The 25,217-nt window shown below is 69.0% G+C and carries 28 protein-coding genes; 15 read left to right on the forward strand and 13 right to left on the reverse strand.

The window, feature by feature from the left end; genetic code table 11:
- Positions 1–112: 112 nt before the first annotated feature.
- Entirely contained in the window at positions 113–2,044 is a 1,932-nt protein-coding gene (locus J5F18_RS00480; protein ID WP_346300414.1) for an ATP-binding cassette domain-containing protein, read from the reverse strand.
- Positions 2,045–2,099: 55 nt separating this feature from the next.
- Between J5F18_RS00480 and J5F18_RS00485 the strand changes: the two genes are divergently transcribed.
- The 7 genes from J5F18_RS00485 to J5F18_RS00515 all read left to right on the forward strand — a co-directional run bounded on the left by J5F18_RS00485 (position 2,100) and on the right by J5F18_RS00515 (position 8,203).
- A complete protein-coding gene (locus J5F18_RS00485) occupies positions 2,100–2,636 on the forward strand; it encodes a TIGR02444 family protein (protein ID WP_346300415.1) in 537 nt (178 codons plus the stop codon).
- 89 nt (positions 2,637–2,725) lie between these two features.
- Positions 2,726–3,745, forward strand: a complete 1,020-nt coding sequence (gene dctP, locus J5F18_RS00490) for a TRAP transporter substrate-binding protein DctP (RefSeq protein ID WP_346300416.1) — start codon at positions 2,726–2,728, stop codon at positions 3,743–3,745.
- Positions 3,746–3,931: 186 nt separating this feature from the next.
- Positions 3,932–4,519, forward strand: coding sequence for a TRAP transporter small permease (locus J5F18_RS00495; protein ID WP_346300417.1), 588 nt, complete (start codon positions 3,932–3,934; stop codon positions 4,517–4,519).
- A 21-nt stretch (positions 4,520–4,540) separates the two neighbouring features.
- The gene (locus J5F18_RS00500; RefSeq protein ID WP_346300418.1) at positions 4,541–5,824 is read left to right on the forward strand and encodes a TRAP transporter large permease; all 1,284 of its coding nucleotides are present in this window, start codon (positions 4,541–4,543) and stop codon (positions 5,822–5,824) included.
- An 18-nt stretch (positions 5,825–5,842) separates the two neighbouring features.
- Complete coding sequence (locus J5F18_RS00505; RefSeq protein ID WP_346300419.1) at positions 5,843–6,286, forward strand: universal stress protein; 444 nt, start codon at positions 5,843–5,845, stop codon at positions 6,284–6,286.
- A gap of 149 nt (positions 6,287–6,435) precedes the next feature.
- Positions 6,436–7,122 (forward strand): FKBP-type peptidyl-prolyl cis-trans isomerase, encoded by a 687-nt coding sequence (locus J5F18_RS00510; RefSeq protein ID WP_346300420.1) that lies wholly within the window; start codon positions 6,436–6,438, stop codon positions 7,120–7,122.
- A 19-nt stretch (positions 7,123–7,141) separates the two neighbouring features.
- On the forward strand, positions 7,142–8,203 hold the full coding sequence (locus J5F18_RS00515; protein WP_346300421.1) for a prolyl oligopeptidase family serine peptidase: 1,062 nt from the start codon (positions 7,142–7,144) through the stop codon (positions 8,201–8,203).
- A gap of 28 nt (positions 8,204–8,231) precedes the next feature.
- Here the strand turns inward: J5F18_RS00515 and J5F18_RS00520 are convergent, their stop codons facing one another.
- Together J5F18_RS00520 and J5F18_RS00525 are read right to left on the reverse strand one after the other, a co-directional pair.
- Positions 8,232–8,825: an SCO family protein gene (locus tag J5F18_RS00520; protein ID WP_346300422.1), complete on the reverse strand. Its 594-nt coding sequence runs from the start codon at positions 8,823–8,825 to the stop codon at positions 8,232–8,234.
- Positions 8,822–9,334, reverse strand: a complete 513-nt coding sequence (locus J5F18_RS00525; protein WP_346300423.1) for a hypothetical protein — start codon at positions 9,332–9,334, stop codon at positions 8,822–8,824. Before J5F18_RS00525 ends, J5F18_RS00520 begins: the two co-directional genes overlap by 4 nt.
- A gap of 110 nt (positions 9,335–9,444) precedes the next feature.
- Here J5F18_RS00525 and J5F18_RS00530 point away from each other — a divergent pair, with 110 nt between their 5' ends.
- On the forward strand, positions 9,445–10,359 hold the full coding sequence (locus J5F18_RS00530; protein ID WP_346300424.1) for an AEC family transporter: 915 nt from the start codon (positions 9,445–9,447) through the stop codon (positions 10,357–10,359).
- Between the two features lie 557 nt (positions 10,360–10,916).
- Here the strand turns inward: J5F18_RS00530 and trmB are convergent.
- The 5 genes from trmB to J5F18_RS00555 all read right to left on the reverse strand — a co-directional run bounded on the left by trmB (position 10,917) and on the right by J5F18_RS00555 (position 15,643).
- Positions 10,917–11,660 carry a tRNA (guanosine(46)-N7)-methyltransferase TrmB gene (gene trmB, locus J5F18_RS00535; protein WP_346300425.1) on the reverse strand — a complete coding sequence of 248 codons (744 nt, stop codon included), beginning with the start codon at positions 11,658–11,660 and terminating at the stop codon, positions 10,917–10,919.
- 28 nt (positions 11,661–11,688) lie between these two features.
- Positions 11,689–12,486 (reverse strand): thiazole synthase, encoded by a 798-nt coding sequence (locus J5F18_RS00540; protein WP_346300426.1) that lies wholly within the window; start codon positions 12,484–12,486, stop codon positions 11,689–11,691.
- Positions 12,487–12,536: 50 nt separating this feature from the next.
- A complete protein-coding gene (gene thiS, locus J5F18_RS00545) occupies positions 12,537–12,749 on the reverse strand; it encodes a sulfur carrier protein ThiS (protein ID WP_346300427.1) in 213 nt (70 codons plus the stop codon).
- Positions 12,750–12,918: 169 nt separating this feature from the next.
- Entirely contained in the window at positions 12,919–13,332 is a 414-nt protein-coding gene (locus J5F18_RS00550) for a PaaI family thioesterase (protein ID WP_346300428.1), read from the reverse strand.
- A 124-nt stretch (positions 13,333–13,456) separates the two neighbouring features.
- On the reverse strand, positions 13,457–15,643 hold the full coding sequence (locus J5F18_RS00555; protein WP_346300429.1) for a malate synthase G: 2,187 nt from the start codon (positions 15,641–15,643) through the stop codon (positions 13,457–13,459).
- A 234-nt stretch (positions 15,644–15,877) separates the two neighbouring features.
- Here J5F18_RS00555 and J5F18_RS00560 point away from each other — a divergent pair, with 234 nt between their 5' ends.
- Positions 15,878–16,864: an alpha/beta hydrolase gene (locus J5F18_RS00560; protein WP_346300430.1), complete on the forward strand. Its 987-nt coding sequence runs from the start codon at positions 15,878–15,880 to the stop codon at positions 16,862–16,864.
- Positions 16,861–17,349 carry a hypothetical protein gene (locus tag J5F18_RS00565; RefSeq protein WP_346300431.1) on the forward strand — a complete coding sequence of 163 codons (489 nt, stop codon included), beginning with the start codon at positions 16,861–16,863 and terminating at the stop codon, positions 17,347–17,349. Before J5F18_RS00560 ends, J5F18_RS00565 begins: the two co-directional genes overlap by 4 nt.
- 17 nt (positions 17,350–17,366) lie before the next feature.
- On the opposite strand, the gene J5F18_RS00570 is transcribed toward J5F18_RS00565, so the two are convergent.
- A complete protein-coding gene (locus tag J5F18_RS00570; protein ID WP_346300432.1) occupies positions 17,367–18,869 on the reverse strand; it encodes a YifB family Mg chelatase-like AAA ATPase in 1,503 nt (500 codons plus the stop codon).
- A 66-nt stretch (positions 18,870–18,935) separates the two neighbouring features.
- Positions 18,936–19,262 carry an accessory factor UbiK family protein gene (locus J5F18_RS00575; protein WP_346300433.1) on the reverse strand — a complete coding sequence of 109 codons (327 nt, stop codon included), beginning with the start codon at positions 19,260–19,262 and terminating at the stop codon, positions 18,936–18,938.
- A 281-nt stretch (positions 19,263–19,543) separates the two neighbouring features.
- Here J5F18_RS00575 and J5F18_RS00580 point away from each other — a divergent pair, with 281 nt between their 5' ends.
- The 3 genes from J5F18_RS00580 (at position 19,544) to glnK (ending at position 21,727) form a co-directional block, all read left to right on the forward strand.
- On the forward strand, positions 19,544–19,882 hold the full coding sequence (locus J5F18_RS00580; protein ID WP_346300434.1) for a P-II family nitrogen regulator: 339 nt from the start codon (positions 19,544–19,546) through the stop codon (positions 19,880–19,882).
- Positions 19,883–19,917: 35 nt separating this feature from the next.
- The gene (locus tag J5F18_RS00585; protein ID WP_346300435.1) at positions 19,918–21,246 is read left to right on the forward strand and encodes an ammonium transporter; all 1,329 of its coding nucleotides are present in this window, start codon (positions 19,918–19,920) and stop codon (positions 21,244–21,246) included.
- Positions 21,247–21,388: 142 nt separating this feature from the next.
- The gene (glnK, locus tag J5F18_RS00590) at positions 21,389–21,727 is read left to right on the forward strand and encodes a P-II family nitrogen regulator (protein ID WP_023004277.1); all 339 of its coding nucleotides are present in this window, start codon (positions 21,389–21,391) and stop codon (positions 21,725–21,727) included.
- 174 nt (positions 21,728–21,901) lie between these two features.
- Here glnK and J5F18_RS00595 read toward each other — a convergent pair whose 3' ends face one another.
- Positions 21,902–22,678: a ferredoxin--NADP reductase gene (locus tag J5F18_RS00595; RefSeq protein WP_346300436.1), complete on the reverse strand. Its 777-nt coding sequence runs from the start codon at positions 22,676–22,678 to the stop codon at positions 21,902–21,904.
- A 161-nt stretch (positions 22,679–22,839) separates the two neighbouring features.
- On the opposite strand from J5F18_RS00595, the gene J5F18_RS00600 reads away from it, so the two are divergent.
- Positions 22,840–23,724, forward strand: coding sequence for a LysR substrate-binding domain-containing protein (locus tag J5F18_RS00600; protein ID WP_346300437.1), 885 nt, complete (start codon positions 22,840–22,842; stop codon positions 23,722–23,724).
- 84 nt (positions 23,725–23,808) lie between these two features.
- Here the strand turns inward: J5F18_RS00600 and J5F18_RS00605 are convergent, their stop codons facing one another.
- Complete coding sequence (locus J5F18_RS00605; protein WP_346300438.1) at positions 23,809–24,237, reverse strand: host attachment protein; 429 nt, start codon at positions 24,235–24,237, stop codon at positions 23,809–23,811.
- A 217-nt stretch (positions 24,238–24,454) separates the two neighbouring features.
- On the opposite strand from J5F18_RS00605, the gene J5F18_RS00610 reads away from it, so the two are divergent.
- Complete coding sequence (locus tag J5F18_RS00610; RefSeq protein WP_346300439.1) at positions 24,455–24,856, forward strand: hypothetical protein; 402 nt, start codon at positions 24,455–24,457, stop codon at positions 24,854–24,856.
- A gap of 17 nt (positions 24,857–24,873) precedes the next feature.
- Here J5F18_RS00610 and J5F18_RS00615 read toward each other — a convergent pair.
- Positions 24,874–25,217, reverse strand: a 344-nt coding sequence (locus tag J5F18_RS00615; protein ID WP_346300440.1) for a VanZ family protein, incomplete at its 5' end; no start/stop codon positions are given.

A 25,217-nucleotide genomic window follows, 5' to 3' on the forward strand; every position in this document is an offset into this window, starting at 1 on the left:
GGATGATGCCGCCAGTCATGCGGCCGTCAAGTGTCTCGACTCGGTACCAGCCGCCCGTCACTGAACGGCTGGGGGCTAGGCGCTTGCAGCTAGGCGCTGCCCGAAGGGCAGGCTAGGCGCTGGGCGCTTGTAGCTCGGCGCTTTCCAAAGCCTCCTCGGCGGAAAGCCACTCGGCCTCCAGGTCATCCAGGCGCGACTTGAGCTCGCCCTGACGAGCCAGGGTGGCGGTGAGTTGCGCCTTGCGGGCCGTATCGGTGTAGAGCTCGGCCTCGCCCAGCGCCTCCTCCACCGCGGCGAGCTCCGCCTGGACCTTCTCCATGGCCTGCTCGGCGCGGTCGCGCTGCTTCTTGAGCGGACGCAGCTTCTCGCGCAGCTCGGCGGCGGCGCGCCGGGCCGCCTTGCGATCCTCCCTGGGGGCCTCCTCAGCCTTGTCGGCCCGGGCCTCGCGGCGCTCGCCCTCGAGGCGCGCCTTGAGCCAGGCCCGGTAGTCGTCGAGGTCGCCGTCGAAGGGCTCGACCCGGTGGTCGGCCACCCGCCAGAACTCGTCCACGGTGGCGCGCAGCAGGTGGCGGTCGTGGGAGACGATGATCACCGTGCCCTCGAAGGCCGCCAGCGCCTCGGTGAGCGCCTCGCGCATCTCCAGGTCCAGGTGGTTGGTGGGCTCGTCGAGCAGCAGCAGGTTGGGCTTCTGCCAGGCCACCAGGGCCAGCGCCAAGCGCGCCTTCTCGCCGCCGGAGAAACGCCCCACCTCACCGAAGGCGTCGTCGCCCTGGAAGCCGAAGCCGCCCAGGAAGTTGCGGATCGCCTGCTCGCTGGCCGCAGGCGACAGTCGCTGCACGTGCATGAAGGGGGTCGCGGCGAGGTCGAGCCCCTCCAGCTGGTGCTGGGCGAAGTAGCCGATGGCCAGGTGCTCGCCGGGAATCCGCCTGCCGGCCAGCAGCGGCAGCTCGCCGGTGAGCGACTTGATCAGGGTCGACTTGCCGGCGCCGTTGGGGCCCAGCAGGCCGATGCGCTGGCCGGGCAGCAGGGTCACCTTGACCTGATCCAGCTGGACCTTCGCTTCCCCCGCCTCGTCCCGGTAGCCGAGCCGCGCCTCATCCAGCACCAATAGCGGATGGGAGGTCTTGTCGGCGGCAGGGAGGCTGAAGTGGAAGGGGGAGTCGGCATGGGCCACGGCGATATCGCCCATGCGCTCCAGCATCTTCAGGCGGCTCTGGGCCTGGCGCGCCTTGGTGGCCTTGGCCCGGAAGCGCGCCACGAAGCGTTCGATCTCCTCGCGCCGCGCCTGCTGCTTGGCCGCCTCGGCCTGCTGCAGGGCGAGCTTCTCGGCCCGGGTGCGCTCGAAGGTGGAGTAGTTGCCCCGGTAGAGCGCAAGCATTCGGCGGTCGAAGTGGACGATGTGGTCGCACACCGCGTCGAGGAAGTCGCGGTCGTGGGAGATCAGCAGCAGGGTGCCGGGGTAGCGAATCAGCCACTGCTCCAGCCACAGCAGGGCATCCAGGTCCAGATGGTTGGTGGGCTCGTCCAGCAGCAGCAGGTCGGAGGGCATGAAGAGGGTGCGCGCCAGATTGACCCGCATCCGCCAGCCGCCGGAGAAGGCCGACAGCGGGCGCACCAGGTCCGCCTGGCCAAAGCCCAGCCCCACCAGCAGCTGCGCGGCGCGGGCCGGGGCGCTGTAGCCGTCCAGGGCCTCGATGGCGCCGTGCAGCTCCGCCTCGCGGTGGGCGTCGTGGGCCTCCCGGGCCGACGCCAGGGCCGCCTCGGTCTCGCGCAGCTCGCGGTCGCCGTCCAGCACGTAGTCGACGATGGGGCGGTCCAGTGCCTCCACCTCCTGGGCCATATGGGCGATGCGCTGCCCGCCGCTCATCTCGACCTCGCCTCGATCCGGCGCCAGCTCGCCGAGCAGCAGCTTGAACAGACTCGACTTGCCGGCGCCGTTGGGGCCGACGATCCCCGCCTTGTGGCCGGCATGCAGGGTCAGGTCGGCGCCCTCCAGCAGGGCCTGGGTGCCGCGTTGCAGGGAAACGTGACGCAGTGCGATCATGCGGGCTCCACGGGCATTCGGGGCCGCCGCCCCGGGCGACGGCAGGGAAATGGGGATGAAAGGCGATTCTACCGAAATGGCGGCCGTTCTGCGGGCTCGCCTGCTTGACGATCCGCTCTGGGACTTCGCCCTGGCCCTCTACGCCCGCCCCGGGGTCGAGGCCGCCTGCCTGGCCCTGCAGGACGAGGCCGGCGTGGACGTCTGCGAGCTGCTGTGGCGCTGCTGGCTGCTGCACCATGGCGCCCGGCCCGGCCCGTCAGCGGAAGCGGGGCTGGCCGCGGTGCGATGCTGGCAGGCCGAGGTCACCGTCCCGCTGCGGGCCCTGCGCCGCCGGCTCAAGCCCGAAGCGGCGACCCACTCGGGGATCGCCTCGCTGCGCGAGGCCCTCAAGCACGCCGAGCTCGAGGCCGAACGGGAGACCCTGGGGCGGCTCGAAGCCCTGGCCCTCGAGGCCTCCCCGACCGCCTTGTCACCGTTCCACGAGGGCGCCGAAAAAGCCCTTGTCAACGCCCTAAAATTGCAGAAAAAACGCGACATTTCAACGCTTCAGCCGCTGACCCGCCTGCTTGACCCTCCCCCTGAGCCAGACTAGCCTGAACCTATAGGTGCGGGCCTGTAGCTCGCGTCATGACCGTCATTTCCGCAAGAACATGACCACACATGCGTAAGGGGAATACAAGAATGAAGGCAACCAAGCTGATGACCACGGCCACCGTCGGCGCCCTGCTTTTCGGGATGTCCGCGGCCGCCTATTCCGCCAATTGGCGCTATGCCCATGAGGAGTTCGAGGGCGATGTCCAGGACGTCTTCGCCGTCGCCTTCAAGGAGTACATCGAGGAGAACTCCGACAATACCATTCAGATCTATCGCTTCGGCGAGCTGGGCGAGTCCGACGACCTCATGGAGCAGACCCAGGCCGGCATCCTGCAGTTCGTCAACCAGTCACCCGGCTTCACCGGCGCGCTGATCCCCGAGGCGCAGATCTTCTTCGTTCCCTATCTGCTGCCCACCGATGAAGAGCATGTCATCGAGTTCTTCAACACCAGCGTGGCCATCAACGAGATGTTCCCGGAGCTCTACTCCGAGCAGGGCTTGGAGCTGCTCAAGATGTATCCGGAAGGCGAAATGGTCGTCACCCTGGACGAGCCCTTCACCACCCCGGAAGAGCTGCGCGGCAAGAACATCCGTACCATGACCAACCCCCTGCTTACCGAGACCTACCGGGCCTTCGGCGCCAGCCCCACGCCGCTGCCCTGGGGCGAGGTCTACGGCGGCCTGCAGACCGGCATACTCGACGGCCAGGAGAACCCGATCTTCTGGATCGAGTCCGGCGGCCTCTACGAGGTGTCTCCCAACCTGGTCTATACCGGGCACGGCTGGTTCACCACCGCCATGATGGCCAATCAGGACTTCTTCAACGGCCTCTCCGAGGAGGAGCAGCAGCTGGTGCGGGACGCCGCTGAGCATGCCTACGAGGTGACCATCGAGCATATCTCCGGCCTGGCCGACGAGTCCCTGGCCAAGATCCAGGAGGCCTCCGACGAGGTCACCGTCACCCGCCTGACCGAGGAGCAGATCCAGGCCTTCCGCGATCGGGCCCCGCGCGTCGAGGAGCGCTTCATCCAGATGACCGGCGAGCGCGGCCAGGAGCTGCTCGATCAGTTCCACGCCGACCTGGACGCCGTGATGGCCGACGACTGATCCGTCGACGCTCGTCATCACCGCTGATGCGAGGGGGTGGCCGCGAGGCTGCCCCCTTTGACTTCCTGGCCCGACCGACGGCAGCCGGCCGGCCAAGCAGCGTTGAAGCCGCCGCAGCGCCACGGCCAGCGAGGCGATACGCTCAAAGACACGAAAGCGCACGGGCAACGACAGGAGCCTGCCGAGATGGACATGCACGAAGACGACATTGCCGAGAAGAACTACCGCTCGACCCTGCCCGGCCCCCTGGGCCCCATCGACACCTGGATCAGCCGCATCGAGTCGGTGATCCTGGCCATGGGGGTGATCCTGATGGCGGTGAACACCATCGCCAACGTGCTCAGCCGCTTCCTCCTCGGCGAGAGCCTGCACTTCTCGGAAGAAATCAACCGCATCCTGATCGTGATGATCACCTTCGCCGGCATCGGCTATGCGGCCCGTCACGGCCGGCACATCCGCATGTCGGCCATCTACGACGCCATCCCCACCGGGGGGCGACGCTGGATGATGATCTTCATCTGCCTGTTCACCGCCCTGGTCATGTTCGTGCTCTGCTACTACTCGATCGGCTACATCAACACCGTCTACTCCCGCGGCCGCGTGCTGCCCTCGCTGAGCATCCCGGTGTGGATCATCTACGTCTGGGTACCGATCGGCTTCGCCATCACCGGCATCCAGTACCTGCTGACCGCCATCAAGAACCTGACCTCCCGCGACGTCTACCTCTCGACCCACGTGGTGGACGGCTACAAGGACACGGAAACGGAAGTCTGATCCCGAGCGAGGCACTTTCCCATGACAGCCATCATCCTCTCCATCATGATCGTGCTCCTGCTGCTCGGATTCCCGATGATGATCCCCCTGGCCACCGCGGCCTTCGTCGGGTTCTACATGACCTTCGGCGGCCTCGGCCAGATGGAAACCCTGATCCAGCAGATGATGGGCGGCATCCGCCCCACGGCGCTGATCGCCGTGCCGATGTTCATCCTGGCCGCCGACATCATGACCCGCGGCCAGTCCGCCAACCGCCTCATCAACATGGTCATGAGCTTCGTCGGCCATATCAAGGGCGGCCTGGCGGTCTCCACCGCCGCCTCCTGCACCCTGTTCGGGGCGGTCTCCGGTTCCACCCAGGCCACGGTGGTCGCCGTGGGCTCGCCGCTGCGCCCGCGCATGCTCAAGGCGGGCTACAAGGACCCCTTCACCCTGGCGCTGATCATCAACTCGAGCGACATCGCCTTTTTGATCCCGCCAAGCATCGGCATGATCATCTACGGGGTGATCTCCGGCACCTCCATCGGCGAGCTGTTCATCGCCGGCATCGGGCCGGGGCTGCTGATCCTGGCCATGTTCTCGGTCTACTGCGTGATCTACGCCACCGTCAAGCAGGTGCCGACCGAACCGAAGTCGACCTGGAAGCAGCGCGCGATCTCGGTCAAGGATGCCCTCTGGCCGCTGGGCTTCCCGGTGCTGATCGTCGGCGGCATCTACGGCGGCATCTTCAGCCCCACCGAGGCGGCGGCGGCCTGCGTGCTCTACGCGGTGATCCTCGAGTTCGTGGTGTTCCGTTCCCTCAAGCTCCACCACATCTACGCCATCGCCAAGTCCACGGGCCTGATCACCGCCGTGGTGTTCATCCTGGTGGCCGTGGGCAACGGCTTCTCCTGGATCATCTCCTTCGCCCAGATCCCGCAGACGGTGCTGGCCGCGGTGGGTATCCACGAGGCGGGCCCGACCGGCGTGCTGATCGCCATCTGCGTGGCCTTCTTCATCGCCTGCATGTTCGTCGACCCGATCGTGGTGATCCTGGTGCTGACGCCGATCTTCGCCCCGGCCATCGCCGCCTCGGGCCTCGACCCGGTGCTGGTGGGCGTGCTGATCACCCTGCAGGTGGCGATCGGCTCGGCGACGCCACCCTTCGGGTGTGACATCTTCACCGCCATCGCCATCTTCAAGCGCCCCTACTGGGAGGTGATCCGTGGCACTCCGCCTTTCGTCTTCATGCTGGTGCTGGCCGCGGCGCTGATCATCATGTTCCCGCAGATCGCCCTGTTCCTGCGTGACCTGGCGTTCCGCTGATCCAAGGAGGCATCGACGATGTTCAATCGGATACTGGTCCCGGTGGACGGCTCCAAGGGCGCACTCAAGGCGCTGGAGAAGGGCGTCGGCCTGCAGCTGCTGACCGGCGCCGAACTCTACATCCTGTGCGTCTTCAAGCACCACAGCCTGCTGGAGGCCTCACTCTCCATGGTGCGACCCGACAAGCTGGAGATCCCCGACGACGCCCTCAAGGCATACGCCACCGAAATCGCCGTACAGGCCAAGTCCCACGCCCTGGAGCTGGGCGTGCCGCTCGAGAAGCTGCGCGCCTTCGTCAAGGGGGGGCGCCCGTCACGCACCATCGTACGCTTCGCCCGCAAACGCGAGTGCGACCTGATCGTAATCGGTTCCCAGGGCACCAACGGCGACAAGAGCCTGCTGCTGGGCAGCGTGGCGCAGCGTGTGGCGGGTTCCGCCCACTGCCCTACCCTGGTGGTCTGATCCCCTCCGGCCGGGTCAGTGCGCGCCGCCGCCAGCGAGTGCGGAACCGGTCCGGCCCTGTTAGAGTCCCATGGTTTCCACTCACCGAGGCGCCTCTGCGCCGCACCACTCAGGCATGGCGCCTGCGCGCCGAACCACAAGGCCCCTTCATGAAGAGACTGCTGACATCCGCTTCCCTGATCACCCTGCTCGGCGCAGCCCCCCTGGCGCTGGCCGCGCCGGAGTCCGACGAGGCCCGCCTCGGCTATAGCCTCGGCGTGACCCTGGGCCAGAGCATCCAGCAGGACGTCAGAGACCTGGACGTGGACGCCTTCACCCAGGCGATTCGCGATGTCTTCGACGGCGGCGAGCTCGAGATGACCGACGAGGAGATGGCCGAGACCCTGATGCGCTTTCAGGAGCAGGCGATGGCGGCCCGGCAGGCCGAGGCCGAGCAGCTGGCCGAGAACAACCGTGCCGAAGGCGAGGCGTACCTGGCGGCCAATGCCGAGGCCGAGGGCGTGGAGGTCACCGAGTCCGGCCTGCAGTACCGCGTGCTGGAGTCCGGCGACGGCGCCACCCCGGGACCCGAGGACAGCGTCGAGGTGCACTACGAGGGCACCCTGATCGACGGCACCGTTTTCGACAGCTCCCTCGAACGCGGCGAGCCGGTCAGCTTCCGCGTCGACCAGGTCATCGACGGCTGGCAGGAGGCCCTGCAGCTGATGAGCGTCGGCGACAGCTGGGAAATCGTGATCCCCGCGGAGCTGGCCTACGGCGCCCAGGGGCAGGGGCCGATCGGACCCAACGAGACCCTGGTCTTCCGGGTCGAGCTGCTCGACGTAATCGATGACTGAGCCCGACGACTGAGCCTCCATGACCTCACCCACCCTTGCCGCCGCCGGCCTTGCGCTGGCGGCCTTCGTTGCGGCGCCGGCCGCCGCCGAGCCCCTCGTCGACCTCCCCGGGCTCGGCCTGGAGTCCGGCGAGGCCAGCGTGATCGGCGTCTCCTCCGGCGGCTACATGGCCGCCCAGCTGGCGGTGGCCTGGCCGGAACGCTTCAGCGGCCTGGCCGTGCTGGCCGCCGGCCCCTGGTCCTGCGCCCAGGGCACCCTGAGACGCGCCCTGGGTCAGTGCATGACCACCCGGCTCGGTCCCCCCGACCTCGCCGAGCTGGAGCTGCGCCTGACCGACTACCGGGAGCATGAACGCGTGGGCAGCCGCGCCGACCTGGCCGAGCTGCGCGCCTTCGTCTGGCACGGCGAGGCCGACGACACCGTCGCCCCCGCCCTGGGCGCCGCCCTGGCCGACCAGCTCGCCGGCTGGCTGGCGGACCCCGAGAGGCAGCTGCGCTTCATGACCCACGACAACGTCGGCCACGGCTGGCCCATCGGCCATGGTGACGCCCTGCCGCCGGCCACCGAGCTGGGCGACTGCCATCACGGCGGCGGCACCCACCTGCTGAGCTGCGGCCTGGATATCGCCGGCGAGGCCATGGCCTGGCTCCACGGCGGGGCGTCAGGCGCCGACGACGACGCGGCGGCCAAGCCCGCCGGGGCCCTGGTGCGCTTCGACCAGGGCGACTTCGCCGTCAAGGGACTCGACTCGGCAGGCTATCTCTTCGTGCCCGAGCGCTGCGAGGCGGGCGGCTGTGCCCTCACCGTCGCCCTGCACGGCTGCGGCATGGGCGCGGAGCAGATCGGCGAGACCTTCGTGCGCCACAGCGGCCTCAACGAGTGGGCGGCCGCCCATGACCGGGTGGTGCTCTACCCCCAGGCCGAGACCAGCCTGGCCAACCCCCAGGGATGCTGGGACTGGTGGGGCTTCGCCGAGAGCACCTGGCAGCTTCACCCGCTTCATGACACCCGCGAGGGCATTCAGGTCCGCGCGCTGATGGCCATGATCGATCGCCTGCAGGAGGCGCCGGCCCCGCGCTGAGGCGGGCCGGAGGGCATGCCGGGCGGTCCTACAGGGTGTCGTCCAGGGCCGAGAGCAGGCCGTGGGGGGCGGGCGAGTAGAGCACCCGGCGCAGGATGGTGCCCTCGCGGTCCACCAGGTAGAGCGACGAGCTGTGGTCGACGGTGTAGGCCATGGCCGATTCCGGGGTCTCGACCCGGCGCCAGATCACCCCGTAGCGCTCGGCGATCTCCTCGAGCTGGGCCACGCTGCCGGTGGCGCCGATGAAGGCCTCACCGAAGAAGCCGATATATTCCGCCAGGCGCTCGATGGTATCGCGCTCCGGGTCCACCGAGATCATCAGCGGCACCACCCGGTCGCGGTCGGCCTCGTCCAGCTCGGCCAGGGCCTGGCGCACCACGGCCAGGCTCATGGGGCAGACGTCGGGACAGTAGGTATAGCCGAAGAACACCACGGCGAGCTGGTCCTCCTCGAGCTGGGTCAAGGAGAAGTCCCCTTGGGTCGAGGCGAGCTCGATGGGCCCGCCAACCGGCCCGCTGTTACCGCTGCCGCTGCCGAACTGCTGCTGGAACCAGCCGTAGCCGCCCACGCCCAGCATCAGCACGATCAGCGCCACACCCGCCCAGAGTCCCTGTCGTTTCATAGTCGGCTTCTCTCTACCTCGAAATCGAATCCGCTCCCCAGCCGGCCCTGCTCGGTGGCGACGATCACCCTGGCCCGCCAGGGCATCATCGCCTCGGTGCAGATCGGGATCTGCCCCTCGCCGCGGAAGGCGCCGTCGGCCTGTCGCGCCAGCGGGTAGCGGTGTAGCCCCATGTCCATGTCGCGACCGACGAAGTCCACCATCACCGACTCCGCCTCGACGCCCTCCAGGGCGACCGCCATCGGCAGCGGCTCCAGGGCGCGGACCTCGCCGTCGGCGCCCAGGTCCAGGGCCAGGCTCCTGCCCTCGCCCAGCGGCGCCCGACAGGGTCCCTGACGCAGGTCGCAGCCGGCTTCCTCGGTAAACCAGCGAACGTCATCGCTTCCGCGAAGACTGTAGCTGGTCAGATACCAGAGTGCCACGATCACGGTTCCCAGGGTGAAGAGAACCAGCAGCCGCAGCAGCGGCGGGCGCGAGACTTCCGGGTCGGTGGAGGCGGAACTGGGCATGGTGACGAGGGAAACGGCTCGAATCGGGGATGAGGCGGTAAGCTTATCAGTATTCGCCCGTGGCAGACTGCGCAAGGATGTCGCAGGGCACCTCGACCAAGGAGACCGAGATGACGGGAGTGGCGAATGCGCTGGGGCCCCTGTTCCTGCTGATCCTGCTGGGCACGGCGCTGGGCCGCCTGCGCCAGCCGGGCGGCGACTTCTGGCCCCAGCTGGAGCGGCTGATCTACTTCCTGCTGTTTCCCGCCATGCTGGTGGCGACCCTGGCCACCGCCGATGTCAGCCAGGTACCGGTCGCCCGAGTCGCCGCGGCGCTGCTGGGCGCCATGGGCCTGTTCGGCGCCCTGCTATGGGCCCTGCGCGGCTGGCTGGGGCTCGCGCCCCCCGCCTTCACCTCGGCCTTCCAGGGGGCCCTTCGCTTCAACACCTACGTGGGGGTGGCCGGGGCCGCGGCCCTGCACGGCACGCCGGGCGCCACCGTCGCGGCGGTGGCCGTGGCGCTGATGGTGCCGGTGGTCAACGTGCTCTGCGTGGCCAGCTTCATCGCCGCGGGGACACTAGGCGCCGGCAGTCTCGGCAGGAGCCTTGCCGCCCTGGGGCGCAACCCGCTGATCCTTGCCTGCCTGATCGGCATCGGCCTGAACCTCTCCGGCATCGGCCTGCCGGGCTGGAGCGAGGCCACGGTGGAACTGCTCGGCCGCGCCGCCCTGCCGCTGGGCCTGGTGGCGGTGGGGGTGGCGCTGCGCCCGGCGGCGCTGCTGCGCCTCGACCGCGGCGTCTGGGCCACCAACCTCATCAAGCTGGGGCTGATGCCGGCCCTGGTGCTGGGGCTCGCCCTGCTGCTGGGCCTCGACCCGGTGAGCCGCGACGTGGCGCTGCTGTTCGCCGCCCTGCCCACCGCCACCTCCGCCTATATCCTGGCCCGCCAGCTGGGCGGCGACGCCGAGATGATGGCGGCGCTGATCACCGCCCAGACCCTGCTGGCCATGGCCACCCTGCCCCTGTGGCTGCGCCTGGCGGGATGAAGGGCCACCATGGAAACGCAAATTAAAAATATTCGCATTGGCATTGACACCACAAATGAGAATGATTACTCTTGCCTTCAGTGGCGTTGATGAGCCGCCACTGCCAGGGCAGGCCCCGCCAGTCGCCTGCCGTGGTTTCTCCCTCCTCATTGCTAGTCACGGTCTTGCCGCCGCCCTCACCAGGGCGGCTTTTTTTGGTCTGGAGGATCTCTCCTCATTGCTGCGCTTTACCACCCCAGGGTCTTGCCGCCGCCCCATCGAGGGCGGCTTTTTTTGGCTCTTCGCACTTTAGCGTGAACATGTTTGGCAGGCTTCAAGGTGGGAGGCCGGCTCTGCCGGGCGAATGGAGGCCGAAGGACTCCCAGGAGGCTGGCGCAAGCGTAAGCAACACCACTGGGGCACCTTCGGCGCCATTCGTCGAGGCGTCGAACCGTCGGTGAACCCGAGCTCCCACAAGGCAGCTTCACGCTGATCTGCGATGAACCGTTTTTTTCGTTCCATCAAACGACGAAGCCCCCGCACAGGCGGGGGCTTCGATGAACGAGGGAGGCGCGAGATCAGTCGACGCGGCGATAGATCAGGTCCCAGACGCCGTGGCCGAGGCGCTCGCCGCGGGCTTCGAACTTGGTCAGCGGGCGGAACTCCGGCCGCGGCACATAGGGGGCGGTCTCCGGCGCGGCGGTGTTGGCATAGCCCGGGGCGGCGTCCATTACCTCGGCCATCCACTCGGCGTAGGGCTCCCAGTCGGTGGCCAGGTGGAAGGTGCCGCCGACCCTGAGCCGGGTGCGCACCAGCGCGACGAAAGCAGGCTGCACGATGCGCCGCTTGTGGTGCTTCTTCTTCGGCCAGGGGTCGGGAAAGAACAGCTGAACGGTGTCGAGGCTCGCCTCGGGCAGGCACTGCTCCAGCACCGCCAGGGCGTCCTCCCGGTAGACCCGCAGGTTGGTCAGCCCGCGCTTGTCCGCCTCGTCGAGCAGCTTGCCGACGCCTGGGGCGTGCACCTCGATGCCGATGAAGTCGGTGTCGGGGTGGGTCTCGGCCTGCTCGATCAGCGAGGCCCCCATGCCGAAGCCGATCTCCACCACCCGCGGTGCGCGGCGTCCGAACAGGGCGTCCAGGTCCTGGCGGCCGTCGGCCAGGGTCAGCCCGAGCCGCGGCCACACCGCCTCGAGGCCGCGGGTCTGGGCCTGGGTCATGCGCCCGGCGCGCAGCACATAGCTCTTGATGCCGCGGCGGTGCAGGGGGGCCTCCGGGCCTTCCGGCCCGGGGGTAGCGGAATCGTCGCGGGAGTGATCACTCATCGGTCGTTGCAGCTCTCGGTTGGCCGAATCAGCCATTGATGCGGCCGGCAAAGGGGGAAGAGGGGTCGGCGCTCTGGCGGCGCGGCATGCGGCCGGCCAGGAAGGCCTCACGGCCCGCTTCGACGGCCTTCCTCATGGCGCTGGCCATCAGCACCGGCTGGCGGGCATGGGCGATGGCGGAGTTCATCAGCACGCCGTCGCAGCCCAGCTCCATGGCCAGGGCCGCGTCGGAGGCGGTGCCGATCCCGGCGTCCACCAGCACCGGCACGCCGGCCTGCTCGATGATCAGGCGGACATTGTGGGGGTTCTGGATGCCGTGGCCGGAGCCGATCAGTGAACCCAGCGGCATGATGGCGCAGCAGCCCAGACGCTCCAGCTCCCGGGCCACGATGGGGTCGTCGCTGGTGTAGACCATGACATCGAAACCGTCGGCGATCAGCGTCTCGGCGGCCGCCAGGGTCTCCACCACGTTGGGGTAGAGGGTCGAGTCGTCGCCCAGCACCTCGAGCTTGACCAGGCTGTGGCCATCGAGCAGCTCCCGGGCCAGCTTGCAGGTGCGCACCGCGTCCTTGGCCGTGTAGCAGCCGGCGGTGTTGGGCAGCAGGGTGTAGCGCTCCGGCGGCACCACGTCGAGCAGGTTGGGCTCGCCGGCCTCCTGGCCCAGGTTGGTGCGGCGCACGGCGAAGGTGACCACCTCGGCGCCGGAGGCGGCGATCGCCTCGCCGGTCTCGTCGAAGTCCTTGTACTTGCCGGTGCCCACCAGCAGCCGGGAGGCAAACTCGCGCCCGGCAATGCGCAGGGGCTGGTCCTGGAAGAAATCTGTCATCGCGTCTGCCTTCTATGGTTGTCGTCGCGAAAGGGTGCCGAGCGTGGCATTCAGCCACCGCCGATGGCGTGCACCACCTCGACCCGGTCGCCCTCGGCCAGGCGGGTGGCGGCGTGCTCGCTCTTCGGCACGATCTCCTCGTTGACCTCCACGGCGATGCGGCGGTCGGCGAGCCCCAGGGACTCGACCAGCTGGGCGACCGTGGGGGCCGGAGTGAGGTCGGGCGCCAGGGTGTGCGCCTCGCCATTGAGCTGGATCTGCATGGCGTTCTCTCTGCGCTCTGGTTGCGGTCGTTGATGTCGTCGCGTTCGCGCCCGACCCCGCCGCCAAGGCGTCGGGAGGCGGAAATCGCGGGGCCTCCATTGTAGCCGAACCCGCCCGGCCGGGGTACGGTGGCGGCCAAGAGGCGCGCGCCCGCGGCGCTGGGCCCGCTCAGTCGCGGTCGGGCAGGGCGTAGGTGGCGGTGACCAGCGCCACCGGCTCCTCGTCGCCGGCGGAGAAGAGCTGCACCTCTCCCACCGCCAGGCGCCGGCCCAGCTTGAGGAGGCGCGCGGTGGCGAGGATGTCGCGATCGCCCCGTGGGCGGCGCAGGAAGCGACAGTGCAGGTCGCTGGTGACCGCCATGGGCTCGGGGCCGATCTGGGCGAGGATCGCCACGTAGAGACAGACGTCGGCCAGCCCCATCAGGGTGGGGCCGGAGACGCTGGCGCCGGGGCGCAGGTGCTCGTCATCGATGGCCAGGCTCATGGTGGCGCGCATGTGATCGACGGCCTCGATGGTCCCGATTCGCTGGGGGAACACCTCGTCGAGAAAGTCCTCGATGGTGGCGGCGGTCATCACGGTCATCGGCGGGCTCCTTGCAGTGGATGGGGCGAATTGACGCTGGCGTCAACATAACCGAAAGCGCCCCGGGCAGATACCCGGGGCGCTCTGGTTCACGGCAGGCCGCGTCGGCCTGCTCGATGCCTGGTTACTTCGCCTTGTGCACGGCGCGCCAGTGGTGCAGCAGCGGCTCGGTGTAGCCGGAGGGCTGCACGCGGCCCTTGAAGATCAGGTCGCTGGCGGCCTGGAAGGCGCTGGAACGCTCGTAGTCGGCGCTCATCGGCGTGTAGGTGGGGTCGCCGGCGTTCTGCTCGTCCACCACCTTGGCCATGCGCTCCAGGGTCGCCTGGACCCGGGCGGCATCCACCACCCCGTGGTGCAGCCAGTTGGCGATGTGCTGGCTGGAGATGCGCAGGGTGGCGCGGTCCTCCATCAGGCCGACATCGTGGATATCCGGCACCTTGGAGCAGCCCACCCCGTGCTCGACCCAGCGCACCACATAGCCGAGGATGCCCTGGCAGTTGTTGTCGAGCTCCTGCTGGATCTCCTCGTCGGACCAGTTGGCCTCGGCGGTCACCGGCACGGTCAGCAGGTCATCGAGGAGCTTTTCAAGAAGGGCAGGCTCGCCCTGGGCCTCCAGCTCGCGCTGGATGCCGGTGACGTCCACCTGATGGTAGTGCAGCGCGTGCAGGGTGGCGGCGGTGGGCGACGGCACCCAGGCGGTGTTGGCGCCGGCCTTGGGGTGGCCGATCTTCTGCTCGAGCATGGCGGCCATCAGGTCGGGCATGGCCCACATGCCCTTGCCGATCTGGGCGCGGCCGCGCAGGCCGCAGGCCAGGCCGACCTGGACGTTGTTCTTCTCGTAGGCGCCGATCCAGGCGGCGTTCTTCATGTCACCCTTGCGGATCATCGGGCCCGCCTCCATGGCGGTGTGCATCTCGTCACCGGTGCGGTCGAGGAAGCCGGTGTTGATGAACACCACGCGAGAGGACGCCTCGGCGATACACGCCTTGAGGTTCACCGTGGTGCGGCGCTCCTCGTCCATGATGCCCATCTTGAGGGTGTCGGGGGCCATCCCCAGCAGCTCCTCGACGCGGCCGAACAGCGCGTTGGAGAAGGCGACCTCCTTGGGGCCGTGCATCTTGGGCTTGACGATATAGACGGAGCCCTCGCGGGAGTTGCGCGCTTCGCCATCACCCTTCTTCAGGTCGTGCAGGGCGATCAGGCCGGTGACGACGGCGTCGAGGATGCCCTCGGGCAGCTCGTTGCCCTCGGCGTCGAGCACCGCCGGCGTGGTCATCAGGTGGCCGACGTTGCGCACGAACATCAGCGAGCGGCCCGGCAGGCTCAGCTGACTGCCGTCGGGGGCGGTGAACTTGCGGTCGGCGTGCAGGCGGCGGGTAATGGTCTCACCACCCTTCTCCACCTGCTCCTCCAGATCACCCTTCATCAGGCCCAGCCAGTTGGCGTAGACGCCCACCTTGTCCTCGGCGTCCACCGCGGCCACGGAGTCTTCGCAGTCCATGATGGTGGTCAGCGCCGCCTCGACCACCACGTCCTTGACGCCGGCCGGGTCGGTCTTGCCGATGGAGTGGTTCGGGTCGAGCTGGATCTCCAGATGCAGGCCGTGGTTGGCCAGCAGCACCGACTCGGGGGCCGCCGCCTCGCCGGTGTAGCCCACCAGCTTGCCGGGCTCCTTGAGGCCGGTGTCGCGGCCGCCCGCCAGGGTCACCACCAGATGGCCGTCACGCAGGGCATACTTCACGGCATCGCGATGCGAGCCAGTGGCCAGCGGGGCGGCACGATCCAGCACGCCGCGGGCGTAGGCGATTACCTTCTCCCCGCGCTTGGGGTTGAAGCTGGTACCCTTCTCCGCGCCGTCCTCCTCGGAGATGGCATCGGTGCCGTAGAGGGCGTCGTAGAGGCTGCCCCAGCGCGCGTTGGCGGCATTGAGCGCATAGCGGGCGTTGCTGACCGGCACCACCAGCTGGGGGCCGGCCTGGACGGCGACCTCGCGGTCGACGCCCGCGGTGGTCACTTGTACCTGGGCCGGCGCCTCGGCCAGGTAGCCGATCTCCTTGAGGAAGGCGCGGTAGGCGGCCATGTCGCCCACCGGGCCGGGATTCTCGCGGTGCCAGGCGTCGAGCTGCTCCTGCAGGCGGTCGCGCTCGGCGAGCAGTTCGCGGTTCTTCGGGGTCAGATCACGAAAGAGGGCGTCGACGCCGGCCCAGAATGCCTCGGCATCGACGCCGGTGCCGGGGAGCGCCTGCTCGCTGATGAAGCGGTCCAGCTCGGCGGCCACTTGGAGGCGGTGACGGGGGACACGTTGGGTCATGGTGGATCTCCTCGTGCTTGGCAGCCGGCGGGTCGCGTGCCAGTCTGCCGGGACAGGGGTGGAGTGACTGCGTCGCTCCAATTTTGTGGAAAATGATTCCATATGTAAACCCGCAAAGCGTCGGGATCGCGCTCAGCTAGACCAAAAGATAAGGCAGGGCCGGACATTGCGCCTGCCTACCATGGTGCCACCGCCCGCCTGGCACCCGCTCGGGAGGGACCCGCGGAGGAGACGATGAGCGACTTCACCCCACTGCAGGCACTGGGCCCGATGCGGCTGTTCGAGCCGAGCGGCTCGGAGCCCGACGGCGACCATCTGGTCCGCTACCTGGGCCACTATGGCCTGGCCCCCCTGCTGGCCGAGCACGTGGGCCTCTACGTGGGCTACGTGGATGCCCGGGACTTCCGCCTCTGGACCCAGGTCTGGAGCCCCGCCGAACCGGTCGGCACCGCTTTCGTGGTGCATGGCTACTTCGACCACCTGGGCCTCTACCGCCACCTGCTGGAGCGCCTGCTGGAGCGCCACTGGCGGGTCGTGCTGTGGGACCTGCCCGGTCACGGGCTCTCCAGCGGCCCGCGCGCCTCCATCGATGATTTCGACGACTACGGGGGCTGCCTGGAGGCCCTGCAGGCGCACCTCGAGGCAGAGGAGCTCGCCCCGCGCCCCTGGCTCGGCGTCGGCCAGAGCACCGGCGCGGCGATACTGGCCACCGACGCCCTGACCCGCGGCGATGACGGGCACTGGGCGGGGCTGGCGCTGCTGGCCCCGCTGGTACGTCCCTGGGGCTGGAGCCAGACCAGCTGGCTGCATCTGCTGGCCGGACCCTTCGTACGCTCCATCCCGCGCAAGTTCCGCGCCAACTCCACCGACGCCGAGTTCGCCGCTTTCCTGCGCGAGCGAGACCCGCTGCAGACCGATCGCGTCGAGGTCGGCTGGGTCAGCGCCATGCGCCGCTGGATGCCACGGCTGCTGGCGCTGCCACCCAATCCGGTGCCGACCCTGATCCTGCAGGGGGAACAGGACCTGACGGTGGACTGGGAGTGGAACCTCGGCGTGCTGGAGCGCAAATTCCCCAATGCCGAGATCCATCGCCACCCCGAGGCGCGCCATCACCTGGTCAACGAGGCCGAACCGATCCGCCTGGCACTCTTCGGCACCCTGGACCGCTTCATCGACGACCTGGCGCCAGCCGGCGCCCCACGCGAGATCCTCCGCCCATGAACGCCCACCGCCCGTTTCTCCTGCTGCTCGCGCCCCTGCTGCTGGCCGGCTGTGCCGCCGCCCCCGACCGCCCCGAAACCCTGCGCCAGGCGCTGCTCAACCTGGGCGAGCGCGCCGCCGATCGGGTAATGGAGGCCCCCTCCCTGCCGCGACCGCCTGGCGACCAGGTGCTGCTGCTGGCTGCCCCGGAGGTGAACGGCGAGCTCGGCATCGGCCAGGAGCGCTTCCTCGAGAGCCTGACCCGGGCACTGCTGGCGGTGCGCGAGGGTCCCCAGGTGCTCGACTGGAACGACAGCATGGCCGAGGGCGCCGGCGACAACCAGTGGCGCCTGGAGAGCCACCTGATGGCCGACGGCCCGCGCCTGCGGCTCTCCGACCGGGAACTGCTGCCCTATCGCCTGACCCTGGTATTGCGCCGCCCCGGCAGCGAGTCGGCGCTGTGGGAGGAGAGCCTGCAGGGCGCCCTGGACGCCTCGGCGCTCTAGCCTCCCCCCGAGCCCTCCTACCCCTTGAGCAGCCGGTCCAGCTGCCGATAGCCCACTGCCTCGATCAGCTGCTCCCGCGCCGGCCTCGGCGCGCCCGCCAGGTCGGCCAGGGTCAGCGCCACCCGCAGCACCCGGTGATAGGCCCGCGCCGAAAGCTTGAGCCGCTCCAGCACATCCGCCAGCCAGGCCCGGTCGGCGGCGCCGATGGCGCAGGCCGCCTCCAGCTCGCGTCCGGCCAGGTGGGCATTGAGCGCACCCCGGGCCCGCTGCCGCTCGCGGGCCGCCATCACCCGTTCACGCACCGCCGCCGAGGACTCCCCGGTCGTCGCCGCGGTGAGCTGTTCCGGCGGCAGCGCCGGAACCTCCACCTGCAGGTCGATGCGGTCGAGCAGCGGCCCCGAGAGACGGGCCTGGTAGCGCTGGATCTGGGCCGCGGTGCAGTGGCAGGCCTGCCGCGGATCGCCCAGGTGGCCGCAGGGGCAAGGGTTCATGGCCGCCACCAGCATGAAGCGGGCCGGGTAGCGGCGTTCATGACTGGCCCGGGCGATATGGATTTGCCCAGACTCCATGGGCTCGCGCATCACCTCCAGCACGTGGCGGGAGTATTCCGGCAGCTCGTCGAGGAACAGCACCCCGTGGTGGGCCAGTGAGATCTCGCCGGGACGCGGCTTCGAGCCGCCCCCCACCAGGGCAGCGGCGCTGGCGGTATGGTGGGGTGCACGGAAGGGGCGCCGGCCCCACTGGGCGGCCAGCGGCAGGCCGCTCACCGAGCGCACCGCTGCCACCTCCAGGGCCTCCGCCTCGGTGAGCGGTGGCAGGATGCCGGGCAGGCGGCTGGCCAGCATGGTCTTGCCGGTACCGGGCGGTCCGGCCAGCAGCAGGTTGTGTGAACCGGCGGCCGCCACCTCCAGGGCGCGGCGCGCCTGGTGCTGGCCACGCACCTCGGCGAGATCCGGTAGCGGCTGCGTCGCCTCGGGCGGGCGCGACAGGCGATGGGGGGCGATGGGGGCCTGCCCCAGCAGGTGGCCGACCACCTCGAGCAGGTGGTCGGCAGGCAATACCTCAAGGTCGCCGGCCAGGGCGGCCTCATCGGCGTTGGCCCGGGGCACAACCAGCCGGCGCCCGGCCCGGCGGGTGGCCAGGGCCAGGGGCAGCACCCCGTGAACCGGGCGCAGCCGGCCATCCAGGGCCAGCTCGCCGACGCTCTCGATGCCCGCCATGGCCTGCGGGGGCAGCTGCCCCGAGGCGAGCAGCAGCCCCAGGGCGATGGGCAGATCGAAGCGCCCACCCTCCTTGGGCAGGTCGGCGGGCGCCAGGTTGAGGGTGATGCGCCGCAGCGGGTAGTCGAAGCCGGCGTTGACCAGGGCGCTGCGCACCCGCTCGCGGCTCTCCTTCACCGCCGCCTCGGGTAGCCCCACCAGGGTCATCCCCGGCAGGCCATTGGCCAGATGGACCTCGACCTGCACTTCGGGGGCCTCGAGACCGAGGCCCGCGCGAGTATGGACGATTGCCAGCGTCATGGGCGTTCCCTCGCCTGGAGTCTTGCCCTCAGGCTAGTCCAGCGGTTGCCGGCCTGCCCGGCAGGCTCAGCGACCGGCCCCCTCCTCGGGTGCCTTGCTGTCGCCGGTCGCCTCCGGAGCGGCCGCCGGCGGCTGCGCCGCTTCGGTGCGCGCCTCCAGCAGCGCCTCCAACGCCGCCACCTGCGCCTCCAGCGCTTCCACTCGGGCCCGGGTACGCTGGAGGACATCCATCAGGATGTCGAAGTCCTCTCGGGACACCAGCTCCAGGCGGTCGAAGGCCCCGCGAACCACCTGCTGAATCCCCTTCTGCACCTCCTCCGGTGCCTGGGAAGCGCCCTGCAGGCGCTCGCCGATCTGCTGGGCCAGTCGGCTGATACGGTCATGGCTCACCATGGGTCTCTCCTGAACGTATGGAATCCTGCTGACAGGATACGCATGCCCGGTCACGAACGCATGCCCCCGCCACTGCGCCAGGATGGCGCGCCTGCACCACCGCCGAGCACCAGCGCGGTGCAGCCCCGCTCTCCCCCTGACTACAACCGCCGCCGACGCGAGGCCGCTCCCTGCCCAACCTGTTGTTTTATCGAGACGCAAGCGCAAAATGGCACGCTTCGCGCTAAATGCGGAGCATGCGGCCGCCGAGCCGATAGCCAACGCAACCGGGGAGACAAGGGATGAAACTCATCACCGCCATCATCAAGCCATTCAAGCTCGACGACGTCCGCGAGGCGCTGGCCGACAACGGCGTTCAGGGCATCACCGTCACCGAGGTCAAGGGCTTCGGCCGCCAGAAGGGCCACACCGAGCTCTACCGGGGCGCTGAGTACGTGGTCGACTTCCTGCCCAAGGTCAAGATCGAGGTGGCCGTGGACGACTCCCGCCTGGAGAGCGTGCTCGACGCCATCTGCAGCGCCGCCAACAGCGGCAAGATCGGCGACGGCAAGGTCTTCGTCACGCCGCTGGAAGACGTGATCCGCATCCGCACCAGCGAGCGCGGTGCCGAAGCCGTCTGACCGCCCGTCCCTGACCCGCTCCTGGAGAGACCGTCATGAGTGAACTGACCGAGTTGAGCTACGCGCTCGATACCTTCTATTTCCTGATCTGCGGCGTGCTGGTGATGTGGATGGCCGCCGGCTTCTCGATGCTCGAGGCCGGGCTGGTACGCTCCAAGAACACCGCCGAGATCCTCACCAAGAACATCGCGCTGTTCGCCATCGCCTGTACCATGTACCTGCTGGTGGGCTACTACATCATGTACTCCAGCGCCGAGGGCGGCTTCCTGCCCAACCTGGGCTTCCTGCTGGGCGGCGAGAACAGCGTCGACGCGGTGCTGGCCGGCGGCGACGATGCCCCCTACTACTCCATGCGCGCCGACTACTTCTTCCAGGTGGTGTTCGTGGCCACCGCCATGTCCATCGTCTCCGGGGCCGTGGCCGAACGCATGAAGCTGTGGGCCTTCCTGGCCTTCGCCGTGGTGATGACCGGCTTCATCTACCCGGTCTCCGGCTACTGGACCTGGGGTGAGGGCTGGCTCGACGCCGCCGGCTTCTCCGACTTCGCCGGCTCCGGCATCGTGCACATGGCGGGTGCCGCCGCGGCCCTGGCCGGCGTGCTGGTCCTCGGCCCGCGCAAGGGCAAGTACGGCAAGGACGGCAGCATCTACGCCATCCCCGGGGCCAACATGCCCCTGGCCACCCTGGGCACCTTCATCCTGTGGATGGGCTGGTTCGGCTTCAACGGCGGCTCGGAGCTCAAGGTCTCCGACGTGGAGTCCGCCAACAATGTCGCCCAGGTGCTGGTCAACACCAATGCCGCGGCCGCCGGTGGCGTGCTCGCCGCGCTGATCCTGGCCAAGCTGTGGTTCCGCAAGGCCGACCTGACCATGGCCCTGAACGGCGCCCTGGCCGGTCTGGTGGCCATCACCGCCGAGCCCCTGGCGCCCTCCGCCCTGGGTGCCACCCTGATCGGTGCCGTGGGCGGCGCCATCGTGGTCGCCGCCATCGTGGCCCTGGACAAGCTGAAGATCGACGACCCGGTCGGCGCCATCTCGGTGCACGGCGTGGTGGGCATCTGGGGCCTGCTGGCCGTGCCGCTGACCAACGCCGACGCCACCTTCGGCGCCCAGCTCCTCGGCCTGGTGGCCATCTTCGCCTGGGTCTTCGGCGCCAGCCTGGTCGTCTGGCTGATCATCAAGGCCGCCATGGGTGTCCGCGTCAGCGAGGAGGAGGAGTACGAGGGGGTCGACCTGGCGGAGTGCGGTATGGAGGCCTACCCCGAGTTCACCACCACCAAGGTTCGCGGTGGCGGTGGCGGCTCCGGCCGCAGCCAGCGCGGCGAGCTCGGCCAGGGCGCCCACCTGGCGCCCGGCACCGAGTAACAGCACCGGCAGGGCATCGACCCTCGTCCAGGCCCCCTCGCGGGGGCCTTTTTTCTTAGTGGGCAACGCGGTGTATGCTAGGGGACGATCCGGCCTACGCGGGTGGTACGACCACCGCACCGAACACACAAGGAGCCCGACCATGAAACTGGTGACCGCCATCATCAAGCCTTTCAAGCTCGACGACGTGAGGGAGTCCCTCTCCGAGATCGGTGTCCAGGGCATCACCGTCACCGAGGTGAAGGGGTTCGGCCGCCAGAAGGGCCATACCGAGCTCTATCGCGGCGCCGAGTATGTGGTCGACTTCCTGCCCAAGGTGAAGCTGGAAGTGGCCGTGGATGACGAGATGGCCGAGAAGGTGATCGATGCCATCACCAGCGTGGCCAATACCGGCAAGATCGGCGACGGCAAGATCTTCGTCACGCCGCTGGAGCAGGTGATCCGTATCCGCACCGGTGAGACCGGCAAGGATGCGGTCTAAGCGCCGAGCGCCGAGCGCCGAGCGCCGAGCGCCGAGCGCCGAGCGCCGCAGGATGATGCCGCTGCCAGTTGTTGCGACGTCAATGAAGAACCCCCGCCGGACTCGATCCGACGGGGGTTCGCACGTTCTACCCCTAACCTGCCGCCCGTTGCCGACCTGCTGGGCGCTAGGCGCTTACTTCTCCACGAAGGCCCGCTCGATCACGTAGTCGCCGGGCTCGCCCATGCGCGGGGAGATCTTGAAGCCCAGGTCGTCGAGCAGCGCGCTGGTCTCGTCGAGCATCGCCGGACTGCCACAGATCATGGCGCGGTCCTGCTTCGGATCCATGGGGGGCAGGCCGGCATCCTCGAAGAGCTTGCCGGTGCGGATATGGTCGGTGAGGCGTCCCATGGTGTGGAACTCCTCCCGGGTCACCGTGGGGTAGTAGACCAGCTTTTCCTTGATCTCGTCGCCCAAGTACTCATGGGCCGGCAGCTCTTTCTGGATGAAGTCGGCATAGGCCAGCTCGCTGACGCTGCGCACGCCGTGGATCAGCACCACCTTCTCGAAGCGCTCGTAGACCTCCGGGTCCTGGATCAGGCTCATGAAGGGCGCCAGGCCCGTGCCGGTCGAGAGGAAGTAGAGATTGCGCCCCGGCAGCAGGTCGTCGCAGACCAGGGTGCCGGTGGGCTTGCGGCTGACCATGATCTGGTCGCCCACCTTGAGGTGCTGCAGCCGTGAGGTCAGCGGGCCGTCCGGCACCTTGATGCTGAAGAACTCGAGGTGATCCTCGTAGTTGGGGCTGGCAATCGAGTAGGCGCGCATCAGCGGCTTGCCGCCCACCTCCAGGCCGATCATCACGAACTGGCCGTTCTTGAAGCGCAGGCTGCGCTCCCGGGTGGTGCGGAAACTGAACAGGGTGTCGTTCCAGTGATGGACGCTGAGCACCTCTTCCAGGGCAAACTTGCTCATGCCGGCTCCTTGTATTCCAGAAAGGTGTTATATTCCATAAAGAAATAAGTGATTGGATAATATTTGCATTGAATTCTAAGAGAAGAGGCGTTATCTGTTAAATGGATTGTATGGATAACCCTTATTGATAACCTTGATATAGATCATCAGAGCCCTTTGCCATGCGTTTCACCCTGCGCCAGCTGGAGGTCTTCGTCGCCGTGGCCCAGCACGAGAGCGTCTCCCGGGCGGCCCGGGTGCTGTCGCTCTCCCAGTCCGCGGCCAGCACCGCCCTGGCCGAGCTGGAACGCCAGTTCGATGCCCTCGGCTTCCAGCTGCTGCCCAAGGCGGTGGCGCTGCTCGATCGCGCCGAGGAGGTGGAAGAGCTGCTGCGCGGCCGGCAGGGCATCGGTACCCTGGATGTGGGCGCCACCCTGACCATCGGCAACTACCTGGCCACCCTGCTGATCGGCGACTTCATGCAGCGCTTCCCCGGCAGCCGGGTGCGCCTGGCGGTGCGCAACACCCGCGCCATCATCGAGGGCGTCCGCCACCATGAGCTGGACCTGGGCCTGATCGAGGGACACTGCGAGGCGGAGGACGTGATCACCCAGCCCTGGGTGGAAGATGACCTCGCGGTGTTCTGCGCGCCGGGCCATCCCCTGGCGAGTGCCGGTCCGGTGGAGCTCGAGCGGCTGCTACGCGAGGCCTGGATCATGCGCGAGGAGGGCTCGGGCACCCGCATGACCCTGGAGCAGGCCGCCCGCCGTCGCCGGGGGCGCTTCAACATCCTGCTCGAGCTCGAGCACACCGAGGGGATCAAGCGGGCGGTGGAGTCGGGGCTCGGCATCGGCTGCGTGTCGAAGCTGGCTCTACGCGACGCCTTCCGTCGCGGCAGCCTCGCCCCCATCGAGACTCCAGAGCTGGACCTGGGCCGCCAGTTCGCCTTCATCTGGCACCGCCACAAGTACCTGGCCCCGGGCATGCGCGAGTTCCTCAAGCTCTGCCGGCAGATGACCGAGGGCATCACCCGCAGCGATCAGATCGAGCTGCCGCCCGTGCCCTGAGCCGGGTCGAGGAGGGATAAGGGATACAACGGCACCGGACCCGGCAGCGCCGGGCCCGGTGGAAAGGGGAAGCGAGGTGTGGGCTCAGCGCATATCACTGACCGCCGCCTGGATATCCTCCAGGCTGGCCTTGGAGAGGTCCTTGGACAGGGAGTGGATGACCAGCTTGGACGTGGGGCCGTCGAGCTTGTCGCGCAGCTGCCCCAGGAAGCGCGGCGGCGCCACCAGGATCAGCTTCTCCAGAGTGTTGTCGACCCGGGCCCGGTAGATGCGCTCGGCCACCTCCTTGGCGAAGATCATCTCCTCATGGGTGCGGGCGGTGCTCTCGCCGCCGGAGGAACGCGCCGTCGTCGAGGTCGATTCATGCACGTCGGCACCGCGGTCCGTCACCAGGTCACCTTCGTGCAGCCGACTGGCCGCATGCACCAGGCTCTCCTGCTCGACCAGCTTGAGGGCGTCGCGGGTGAAGATTCGCGCCCGTGCTGCGTCTGCCACCACGATGTATGTCGTCATAGCCACTCCTTGATGCAGGTTCATCCGAGACCGGGGCCCTCGGGCCTCGGCGGCACTTCTTCTCCAACATTGGCAAGCCGCCGAGGGTTGGTCAACCCGCGGCGGAGCGGCGACACCGGGAACTGCATGCGCGCCCATTCTGGGGTAGCATGCGGGCCTGGTCGGCAGGGATGCCGGCGCACCTCATCCCCACGCTGTGATTCCCGGGAGGACCCCGATGCGACAGTTCCTGTTCCCCCGCCGCCCGCTGTCCCGCGGCACCCTGCTCTTCTGCCACCTGGCCCTGCAGCTCGGTCTCGCGGCGGGCGTCGCCCTGTGGCTGGCCCCCCGGACCCCCTGGCTCGCGCCGCTGGGCTGGGGCGATGCCTGGCCAACCCTGGCCCTCGGCGGCGGCCTGTGGCTGCTGGCCGCGGTGGCCCTGCGCCTACTCGTCGAGCTGTGGCTGCTGCCCCACCACCTGGCCGGCCAGCGCGGCGCGGGGTCGGTGATCACCCGTTCCTGGGAGCGTCGCCCGGCGGTGCATGACCCGGACGCCGCCTGGACCAGCGAGGCCCGCCCGCTGGAGGCCGACGACAGCGCAGCAGGCACGGCGCGGGTACGCCGGGAGCCGCGGCTCTAGGAGCCGGCCGGGCGCGTTCAGCGCGGGATAAGGACGCGGCGCAGGCCCGCCAGCAGCAGCACCGCGAAGGCGGCGCCGAGGCCGTTGGCGAGGATGTCCCACCCGTCGCCGCCGCTGCGGCCCGGTACCGGGATCTGGGCGTACTCGATGGCGATGCCGTAGAGCACGGCCGCGAGGAAGGCCAGCGGCAGACGCACCCCGGCCAGGCCGATCAGCCCGGCGAGGCCGGCGTAGCCGACGAAGTGATTGAACTTGTCCCAGGGCAGGCTTTCGGGCATCTGGCTGCCCGGGGTCAGGCTGCCGACCGCGATGGCCAGGGCCCCCACGACGGCCAGCACCGCCCACAGGCGGCGCCGGTCAT

The sequence above is a fragment of the Halomonas sp. BM-2019 genome, from assembly GCF_017584085.1.

Coding starts and splice junctions, on each gene's coding strand:
- J5F18_RS00575 (WP_346300433.1), bottom strand. CDS start 19,262: ATGGTGAGCCATGACCGTATCAGCCGACTGGCCCAGCAGATCGGCGAG.
- J5F18_RS00540 (WP_346300426.1), bottom strand. CDS start 12,486: ATGACAGATTTCTTCCAGGACCAGCCCCTGCGCATTGCCGGGCGCGAG.
- J5F18_RS00555 (WP_346300429.1), bottom strand. CDS start 15,643: ATGACCCAACGTGTCCCCCGTCACCGCCTCCAAGTGGCCGCCGAGCTG.
- J5F18_RS00495 (WP_346300417.1), top strand. CDS start 3,932: ATGGACATGCACGAAGACGACATTGCCGAGAAGAACTACCGCTCGACC.
- J5F18_RS00560 (WP_346300430.1), top strand. CDS start 15,878: ATGAGCGACTTCACCCCACTGCAGGCACTGGGCCCGATGCGGCTGTTC.
- thiS (WP_346300427.1), bottom strand. CDS start 12,749: ATGCAGATCCAGCTCAATGGCGAGGCGCACACCCTGGCGCCCGACCTC.
- J5F18_RS00525 (WP_346300423.1), bottom strand. CDS start 9,334: ATGCCCAGTTCCGCCTCCACCGACCCGGAAGTCTCGCGCCCGCCGCTG.
- glnK (WP_023004277.1), top strand. CDS start 21,389: ATGAAACTGGTGACCGCCATCATCAAGCCTTTCAAGCTCGACGACGTG.
- J5F18_RS00520 (WP_346300422.1), bottom strand. CDS start 8,825: ATGAAACGACAGGGACTCTGGGCGGGTGTGGCGCTGATCGTGCTGATG.
- J5F18_RS00480 (WP_346300414.1), bottom strand. CDS start 2,044: ATGATCGCACTGCGTCACGTTTCCCTGCAACGCGGCACCCAGGCCCTG.
- J5F18_RS00515 (WP_346300421.1), top strand. CDS start 7,142: ATGACCTCACCCACCCTTGCCGCCGCCGGCCTTGCGCTGGCGGCCTTC.
- J5F18_RS00585 (WP_346300435.1), top strand. CDS start 19,918: ATGAGTGAACTGACCGAGTTGAGCTACGCGCTCGATACCTTCTATTTC.
- trmB (WP_346300425.1), bottom strand. CDS start 11,660: ATGAGTGATCACTCCCGCGACGATTCCGCTACCCCCGGGCCGGAAGGC.
- J5F18_RS00505 (WP_346300419.1), top strand. CDS start 5,843: ATGTTCAATCGGATACTGGTCCCGGTGGACGGCTCCAAGGGCGCACTC.
- J5F18_RS00550 (WP_346300428.1), bottom strand. CDS start 13,332: ATGACCGTGATGACCGCCGCCACCATCGAGGACTTTCTCGACGAGGTG.
- J5F18_RS00595 (WP_346300436.1), bottom strand. CDS start 22,678: ATGAGCAAGTTTGCCCTGGAAGAGGTGCTCAGCGTCCATCACTGGAAC.
- J5F18_RS00530 (WP_346300424.1), top strand. CDS start 9,445: ATGACGGGAGTGGCGAATGCGCTGGGGCCCCTGTTCCTGCTGATCCTG.
- J5F18_RS00600 (WP_346300437.1), top strand. CDS start 22,840: ATGCGTTTCACCCTGCGCCAGCTGGAGGTCTTCGTCGCCGTGGCCCAG.
- J5F18_RS00485 (WP_346300415.1), top strand. CDS start 2,100: ATGAAAGGCGATTCTACCGAAATGGCGGCCGTTCTGCGGGCTCGCCTG.
- J5F18_RS00510 (WP_346300420.1), top strand. CDS start 6,436: ATGAAGAGACTGCTGACATCCGCTTCCCTGATCACCCTGCTCGGCGCA.
- J5F18_RS00580 (WP_346300434.1), top strand. CDS start 19,544: ATGAAACTCATCACCGCCATCATCAAGCCATTCAAGCTCGACGACGTC.
- J5F18_RS00610 (WP_346300439.1), top strand. CDS start 24,455: ATGCGACAGTTCCTGTTCCCCCGCCGCCCGCTGTCCCGCGGCACCCTG.
- J5F18_RS00500 (WP_346300418.1), top strand. CDS start 4,541: ATGACAGCCATCATCCTCTCCATCATGATCGTGCTCCTGCTGCTCGGA.
- J5F18_RS00605 (WP_346300438.1), bottom strand. CDS start 24,237: ATGACGACATACATCGTGGTGGCAGACGCAGCACGGGCGCGAATCTTC.
- dctP (WP_346300416.1), top strand. CDS start 2,726: ATGAAGGCAACCAAGCTGATGACCACGGCCACCGTCGGCGCCCTGCTT.
- J5F18_RS00570 (WP_346300432.1), bottom strand. CDS start 18,869: ATGACGCTGGCAATCGTCCATACTCGCGCGGGCCTCGGTCTCGAGGCC.
- J5F18_RS00565 (WP_346300431.1), top strand. CDS start 16,861: ATGAACGCCCACCGCCCGTTTCTCCTGCTGCTCGCGCCCCTGCTGCTG.